6 protein-coding genes are annotated in these 6109 nt (G+C 71.7%); all 6 read right to left on the reverse strand.

Annotation, left to right across the window (positions count from 1 at the left end; genetic code table 11):
* Positions 1–1389 (reverse strand): FtsX-like permease family protein (locus QM582_RS19425; RefSeq protein ID WP_415087228.1); only part of this gene is annotated, 1389 nt, incomplete at its 3' end.
* On the reverse strand, positions 1389–2141 hold the full coding sequence (locus QM582_RS19430) for an ABC transporter ATP-binding protein (RefSeq protein ID WP_415087229.1): 753 nt from the start codon (positions 2139–2141) through the stop codon (positions 1389–1391). The genes QM582_RS19430 and QM582_RS19425, both read right to left, overlap by 1 nt.
* A gap of 273 nt (positions 2142–2414) precedes the next feature.
* Positions 2415–3035: a response regulator gene (locus QM582_RS19435; RefSeq protein WP_415087231.1), complete on the reverse strand. Its 621-nt coding sequence runs from the start codon at positions 3033–3035 to the stop codon at positions 2415–2417.
* Entirely contained in the window at positions 3032–4174 is a 1143-nt protein-coding gene (locus QM582_RS19440; RefSeq protein WP_415087233.1) for a sensor histidine kinase, read from the reverse strand. Before QM582_RS19440 ends, QM582_RS19435 begins: the two co-directional genes overlap by 4 nt.
* 13 nt (positions 4175–4187) lie before the next feature.
* A complete protein-coding gene (locus QM582_RS19445; protein ID WP_415087235.1) occupies positions 4188–5015 on the reverse strand; it encodes an ABC transporter permease in 828 nt (275 codons plus the stop codon).
* A 31-nt stretch (positions 5016–5046) separates the two neighbouring features.
* Positions 5047–5910, reverse strand: coding sequence for an ABC transporter ATP-binding protein (locus QM582_RS19450; RefSeq protein ID WP_415087236.1), 864 nt, complete (start codon positions 5908–5910; stop codon positions 5047–5049).
* Positions 5911–6109 lie beyond the last annotated feature (199 nt).

The following is a 6109-nucleotide window of genomic DNA, read 5'->3' on the forward strand; positions in this document are numbered from 1 at the left end:
CCGCGGGTTGCGCAGCGCGTTCTGCGCGGCCAGTCGCGGGGTGGTGCCGAAGCCGCGCACCGCTGCCCCGGCCAGCCGCAGCAACCCCGGGACGAACAGCGGCGCACCGAACAGCACGCCGAGCGCCACCACGGCGCAGCCGGCGATGGCGAACACGAGCGGGTTCTCGGTGCCGAGGCCGAGCGCGCCGCCGGCCACCCCGGCGACCACCAGCAGCCCGCAGATCACGCCGCGGACGATGCCGGCCCGGCGCTTCTCGTCGGACGCCGGCTCGGGCTGCAGCGCCTCGAGCGGACGCACCCGGGTGCCGCGCAGCACCGGCACGAAGGCGGCCACCACGGTGATCACCACGCCGGCGCCGAAGGCGATCGCCAGGTCGCCGCCGGGCAGCATCATGCCCCAGAACAGCGAGCCGGTCAGCGACGAGCCGATCGCGGCCAGCCCGGCACCGGTCAGCAGGCCGAGCGCCGATCCGAGCACGCCCAGGGCGAAGGCTTCGAGCAGGAACCGGCGGCGCACCTGGGCACCGCTGGCGCCCACCGCCCGGAGCAGGCCGATCTGGCGCCGCCGCTGGGCCAGCAGGATGGTGAAGGTGTTGGCGATGGTGATCATGCCGACCACCGCGGCGATCGCGGCGAACGCCCAGAGCAGGTTCCGGAAGACGTCGAACCCGCCGGTGAGCGCCTGCATCGACTCCGCCCGCACCTCGTCGGCCGGCTTCGCCTCGACGTCCTTGACGGAACTCAGGGCGGCGTTCAGGTCCTTGGCCAGCAGGTCGGGCTCATTGCCGGGGAAACCGCGGACGATCCAGGTGTCGGCGCCCAGCGCCGGGTCCATCCCGGTCAGCGCGAACGCGGCCGGCGCCACGTAGCCGGTCTGCAGGAACAGCGAGTTGGGCTCGTCGGTGAGGCCGACCACGGTGAACGCGATGTCGTCGTAGCTGGTCTCCACCCGGTCCCCGACCTTCACCTGCAGGCCGTTCGCCGCCGCCCGGCTGAGCGCCAGCTCGCCCGCGGTCTGCGGCCAGCGTCCCTCGACGATGTGCGACCAGCGCAGGGCTTCGGACGGCACGCCGATCAGCCCGGTCAGCGCCGAGGCCCGGTTGTGCCGCAGGCTGGTGGTCATGGTCAGGCTGGGCTCGGCCGCGACCACCCCGGGGGCGCTGGTCAGCACCTTCCGGACCGCGGCATGGTCGGCGTCCGGACCGAGTTCGACCACCACGTCCGCGGTGGAGATCGACAGCGACTGCAGGCGCTGCATGCCGTTGTTCTCGGTGGCGACCAGGATGGACGAGCCGGCCATGAACGCCACGCTGATCGCGATGGCGATCACGGTGGCGATGAATCGGGACGGGTGGAAGCGCAGTTCGCGCAGCACCTGGCGCAGCATCAGGCACCCAGCTTCCGCATGGCGTCCAGCACGGTGTCGGAGTTCGGGGCGTCCAGGTCGTCGACGATCCGGCCGTCGGAGAGGATGACCGCCCGGTCGGCGTAGGCGGCGGCGTTCGGGTCGTGGGTGACCATCACGATGGTCTGGCCCAGCTCGCGGCTGGCCGAGCGCAGGTGGTCGAGCAGCTCATGCCCGGTGCGCGAGTCGAGCGCGCCGGTCGGCTCGTCGGCGAACAGCACCTGCGGCTTGGTGATCAGCGCCCGGGCGATGGCGACCCGCTGCTGCTGCCCGCCGGAGAGCTGCGAGGGCAGGTGGCCGAGCCGTTCGGTGAGCTTCAGCGAACCGACCACGGCGTCGAATTCGGACGCCTCGACGCGGCGTCCGGCCAGGTCGAGCGGCAGCAGGATGTTCTCCTTGGCGGTCAGCGTCGGCAGCAGGTTGAAGGCCTGGAAGACGAAGCCGATGGAGTCCCGGCGCAGCGCGGTGAGCCGCCGGTCGTCCAGGCCGGTGATCTCGGTACCGCCCAGCCAGATCTGCCCGGACGTCGAGGCGTCCAGCCCGGCCAGGCAGTGCATCAGCGTCGACTTGCCGGAGCCGGACGGCCCCATGATCGCGGTGAACGACCCGCGCCGGAGCTCCAGGTCGACGCCGGCCAGGGCATGCACCTGCGCGTCTCCGGTGCCGTAGGTCTTGGTCAGGCCCACGGCGCGGGCGATGACATCGGTCGTGGGAGCGGGCAGAGTCGCGGTCATACGGCCACCCTATGGGCCGGCTGTGAGCCACCGAATGGCGACCGCACGAGACTCGGGGTAGTGCTGGCACTACCGTCCGGACCCCCCGACCGCGGGCCCCAGCCCCCAGCCCGACCCATCCGCTCGCCTAACTATTTGGCGCTCGCTGAACTCAGCGAGCGCCAAATAGTTAGGCGAGCGGAAGAAGGGGAGTGGGACGAAAGGAACCGTCCCCGGCGTACCGGCGTACGGCGTACCCGCGTACCGGCGAGCGTTGGGTTCGGGAGAGGGGGGTCAGATCCAGCCGTTGTCGACGGCGGTGCGGATCGCCTCGGCGCGGTTGCGGGCGGCCAGCTTGCCGATCGCCGAACTCAGGTAGTTGCGGACGGTGCCCTCGGAGAGGAACACCGCGGCGGCGATCTCGGCGGTGGACGTCCCGCCGACGCTGGCGGCCAGCACCTGCGCCTCGCGTTCGGTGAGCGGGGACGCCCCCAGGCTCAGGCTGGCGGCGGCCAGCTCCGGGTCGACCTGGCGCAGCCCCTGGTGGGCCCGCCGGATGCCCTCCAGCAGCCGACCGACCGGGGCGTCCTTGACCATGAACCCGATCGCCCCCGACTCCAGCGCCCGGCGCAGGTAACCGGGACGTCCGAAGGTGGTGACCACCAGCACCCGGGCGCCCGGCGCGGCCGCCAGCAGCGGGACGATGGCGTCGATGCCGTCCTCGCCGGCCAGTCCTCCGGTGGGCATCTGGACGTCGAGCAGCACCACGTCCGGCTGGGTCCGTCCGGCCACCTCGACGGCGGCGGCACAGCTGCCGGCCTGGCCGACCACCTCGATGTCGTCCTCCAGGCTCAGCGTGGTGGCCAGCGCGGTGCGGATCAGTTCCTGGTCGTCGGCGACCAGCACGCGGATCATCGGTTGCTCCCTTCGGGGGCCGGGGCGGGGACGGGGAGCCGGACCGACAGCACGGTTCCGTGGTTCGTGGTGTGCAGCGTGAAACCGCCGCCGGCCCGTTCGGCGCGCTCGCGCAGGCCGGTCAGGCCGCTGCCCTCGTGCGGTTCGCCGAAGCCGGTGCCGTCGTCGGTGATGGTGACGCCGGCGGCGTCCGCCTCGATGGTGCAGCGGGTCGCTCCGGAATGCCGCACCACGTTGGTGACGGCCTCGCGCACCGCGTAGCCGAGCAATTCGCTGTCGGCGTCGCCGATCACCGGCAGTGCGACGGGGGCGCGGCACTCGATGCCGGCTGCGGTCAGCACCGACCGGGCCGCGGCGATCTCGCTGGCCAGCCGCACCTCGCGCATCCCGGCGGCGGTGGCCCGGACGTCCTTCAGCGACTGCCGGGCGATGGCCGCGATCTCGCCGATCTGGGCGGACGCCGCGGCCGGGTCACGTTCGGCCAGCCGCTGCGCCAGGTCGGCCTTCACCGCGATGGTGGTCAGCGAATGGCCCAGGATGTCGTGCAGATCGCGTCCGATCCGTTCCCGTTCGGCGGCGACGGCCAGCACCGCGGTGCGCTCCTCGGCCTCGCGCAGGGCGGCGCGGGTGGCGTCGTAGCGGATGCCCAGGCCGACGGTGAGCGCCAGCGCCAATCCCATCAGCACCATCACCACACCGAACAGGTCGCCCTGCAGCACGGCGATGCCGAGGCCGACCAGGGTGGTGGCGATCACCACCACCAGGGCGTGCCGCCAGGCGATCAGGGTGACCGAGGTGCAGGTGATGAAGGGCGCGAAGTAGATCGGGCGCGAATCGGGGAACACCGCCAGCAGCACGATCGAGCCGATCAGGCCCAGCAGCCACAGCCAGCGGGCGTACTCGGGCCAGTGCATCACCAGCGTGCTGCCGGCGAAGAAGACCACGATGGCCAGGCAATTCAGCGCCACCAGGGCGATGACGGCGGGTGCGGCGTCCAGGGCGTAGACGATCGGGATGAACGCGAAGACGCAGCTGGGCAGGATGTAGCCGGCGCCCTGGGCCAGCGCCCGCCGGTACCAGGGCAGGTCGCAGGCCCCGGGAGCGAACGCCGGGGCCTGCAACGCGGTCTTGTCGGTCATGGTGTGGTGTGGATCAGCGGCGTGAGGTGCGGATGGCCCGACGGTAGCCGAGTGCCCCGATCACGACCAGCGCCAACAGCCAGCAGCCGAGCACCCAGACCCCCTGCCAGGGGAAATCGCCGCCGGTCAACGGCCACGAGCCGATCTGATTCGCCCAGTAGGACGGCAGCGTCCGGCCGACCGTCTGCATGGCCTCGGGCATCATGTCCAGCGGGAACCACAGCCCGCCCAGCATCGCCAGCACCAGCATCGCCAGCGTGGTGGCCGCGGTCGCGGTCTGCGGCTTGAACCACAGCGCGATGACCAGGCCGAAGACCACCATCGGCAGCAGCGACGCCACGATCAGGCCCAGGGACGCCGCCCAGCTGCCGGCGTCCAGCCGGACGCCGCGCGCGGCCCCGGCGATGAACACGGTGACGATCGCCGGAATCACCACGGCGACGGCGGTGATCACCTTCGCCGCCACGAACTGGGCCGGGGTGAGCGAGGTCAGCATCAGCTGCCGGAACCAGCCGGACGAGCGTTCCGACTGGATCTGCGAGCCGGCGTTCATGGCGGCGCCGAGGCCGCCGTAGGTGGCCATCATCACCATCATCAGCGCGGCGACGTTGAAGCCGGAGTCGGTGCCCTCGTCGCCGTAGATGCTGGCGAAGAACAGGTAGATCGTGGTCGGCATCACGATCACGAAGCCGAGGAACGCCCAGTCGCGCAGCTGGGTCAGGATGCTCTGGCCGGTGTAGTGCAGGAAGACCCGGGCCGAGCCGGCCCGCGGGGCGTCGTCGTCGATCGCGCGGGCCGGACGGGAGTCGCGTCCGGAGCGGTGGGTGGTCAGGGTGGTCATGATCGGGTCACTTCTTTCGGGTGCGGGCCGGTCAGGAGACCAGCGAGACGAAGGCGTCCTCGAGGCTGGGGGAGCTGACCTCGACCTCGCTGACGGACGGGTCGGCGAGCAGCGCGCGGAGCGTGCTGTCGGAGTCGGTGCTGGTCAGCACGGTGCGGGGGCCGCGGCGTTCCTGGGCGGCGACGCCGGGCAGGCCGCGGTAGTCGTGGTCCGGTCCGGCGAAGCTGATCAGGCGTCCGCCGACCACGGCCTTGATCTGGCTGCCGGTGCCGTCGGCCACGATCCGGCCGTCGTCCAGCACCACGATCCGGTCGGCGAACTCGTCCGCCTCGTCCAGGTAGTGGGTGGCGAAGACGACGGTGCGGCCCTCGGCGGTCAGCGTCTCCATCGCGGCCCAGAAGGCGCGGCGGGCATCGACGTCCATGCCGACGGTGGGTTCGTCCAGGATCAGCAGCCGCGGGTCGGCCATCATCGCCAGCGCGAAGCGGACCCGTTGGGCCTGGCCGCCGGAGAGCTTGTTTGTGCTGGTCCGCAGGATCGAACGCAGGTCGGCGCGCTCGATCACCTCCTCCAGCGGCAACGGGTGGGCGTACAGGCCGTGCATCAGGGCGAGCAGCCGGCGCACCGGGACGTCCCAGAGCAGGACGCCGTTCTGCAGCATGGCGCCGATGTCGCCGCGCCGCATGGCGGTGACCGGGTCGGTGCCGAACACCGCGATGCTGCCGGCGTCCGGCTTGGTCAGGCCCAGCACCATCTCGGTGGTGGTGGACTTGCCGGCGCCGTTGGGGCCGAGCAGCGCCATGATCTGGCCGGCCGGGACGGTCAGGTCGAGCCGGTCCACGGCGGTCAGCGAGCCGTAGGTCTTGGTGATTCCGGTGAGAGTGATCGCGTCCATGTCTCAACGGTGCCGCGATGCCGCCGATCCGGTCAGGGGACGCTGTCACGGCTTCGCTGTGACAGTTGTCACGCGGCACGTATCGCCCCGGCCCCCACCCACCGCTCGCCTAACTATTTGGCGCTCGCTGAACTCAGCGAGCGCCAAATAGTTAGGCGAGCGTTCGGTGCGGACGCCGGGGTTGGGGGAGCGGGTCAGC

This window comes from Micropruina sp., assembly GCF_047607385.1.
GTDB lineage: Bacteria > Actinomycetota > Actinomycetes > Propionibacteriales > Propionibacteriaceae > Micropruina.

What these genes read in the sequence shown, in the direction of transcription:
- QM582_RS19430 (WP_415087229.1), bottom strand. Translation starts at nt 2,141, where the DNA reads ATGACCGCGACTCTGCCCGCTCCCACGACCGATGTCATCGCCCGCGCC.
- QM582_RS19435 (WP_415087231.1), bottom strand. Translation starts at nt 3,035, where the DNA reads ATGATCCGCGTGCTGGTCGCCGACGACCAGGAACTGATCCGCACCGCG.
- QM582_RS19440 (WP_415087233.1), bottom strand. Translation starts at nt 4,174, where the DNA reads ATGACCGACAAGACCGCGTTGCAGGCCCCGGCGTTCGCTCCCGGGGCC.
- QM582_RS19445 (WP_415087235.1), bottom strand. Translation starts at nt 5,015, where the DNA reads ATGACCACCCTGACCACCCACCGCTCCGGACGCGACTCCCGTCCGGCC.
- QM582_RS19450 (WP_415087236.1), bottom strand. Translation starts at nt 5,910, where the DNA reads ATGGACGCGATCACTCTCACCGGAATCACCAAGACCTACGGCTCGCTG.